Origin of the sequence: Psychrobacter celer, from assembly GCF_016107555.1 — a bacterium.
GTDB classification, from domain to species: Bacteria; Pseudomonadota; Gammaproteobacteria; order Pseudomonadales; family Moraxellaceae; genus Psychrobacter; species Psychrobacter celer.
In genome coordinates this window covers 1-934 of sequence record NZ_JABASU010000058.1, presented here as the reverse complement: position 1 = coordinate 934, position 934 = coordinate 1, and the positions used below count along the sequence as shown (strand labels likewise).

Below are 934 nucleotides of genomic sequence, written 5' to 3'. Positions count from 1 at the left end.
TCACTCTATCCATCCACCCTTTATGCTACAGTCTGAAAATCTTTATCAATATACTCTTTGGAATAATATTACATTGGCTAAAATCATATTTGTATATGTAATATTTAATTGGATCATGTTTTTATCAAACCAAATAGGATGGTCTTCGTGAAACTACCTTTGATTAAATTTGCCAGCTTAATCGGTATTGTATCTTTAACAACCACTGCCTGTGCTCAGCCTAATGAAGGGGCCACTAGCAATCGGACAACAAGTCAAAGTATAGAAAATGTAGAAGTGTCTGACACGATGACTCAGTCCTTGGACAGTTATTTGCGCCAAGTGCTCACGCAAGCAGGTATCAAAACGCAGATTACTTCTATTGCGCCCTCAAACTTGCCCAATATGTATCAGGTCAATTTGGCAGGACAAGCGCCATTACATATCACTAAAGACGGTAAATATGTTATTCAAGGCGAGCTGCAAAATAACCCAAGCAAGCAGGTAGTGACCAAAACATTGCCACGCAGTAATAAAGAGCAAATAGGTCAACCAGTCAGTACAGCCATCAAATCAGCAATGCTTGCCAACATGAGTGCGCTCAAAAATATGAGTACCAAAACACCACTTTTTTATACTGCTGTACCAGGTGTAATTTGGGGTGCTACTTTAGAGGGCGTACCATTTTTGCTCTCAGATGATGCGCAATATATTACCGATGGTGAGATATCTGTGATAGAAAATGGTCAGTTCGTGGGTCTGGATACAGAATTTGAGCAACGAAAAAACCAGTCGGTATTGGCGACATTGGACGATAAACAGCTGATTCGCTACCCCGCCACCAGTACCGAGAAAGCGGTGATATATGTGGCTGACGACGTCAATTGCCCGTATTGCCGTCGATTGCATCAGCAAATACCCATGCTTAATGCAAAAGGCGTGACAGTCAACGTGA

The 934-nt window shown here is 41.5% G+C and carries 1 protein-coding gene; it reads left to right on the top strand.

What is annotated here, in order from left to right; all coding sequences use genetic code 11:
• Nucleotides 1-147: 147 nt before the first annotated feature.
• The coding region (locus tag JFC05_RS12645) for a disulfide isomerase DsbC N-terminal domain-containing protein (protein ID WP_198337140.1) at nt 148-934 on the top strand (787 nt) is incomplete at its 3' end.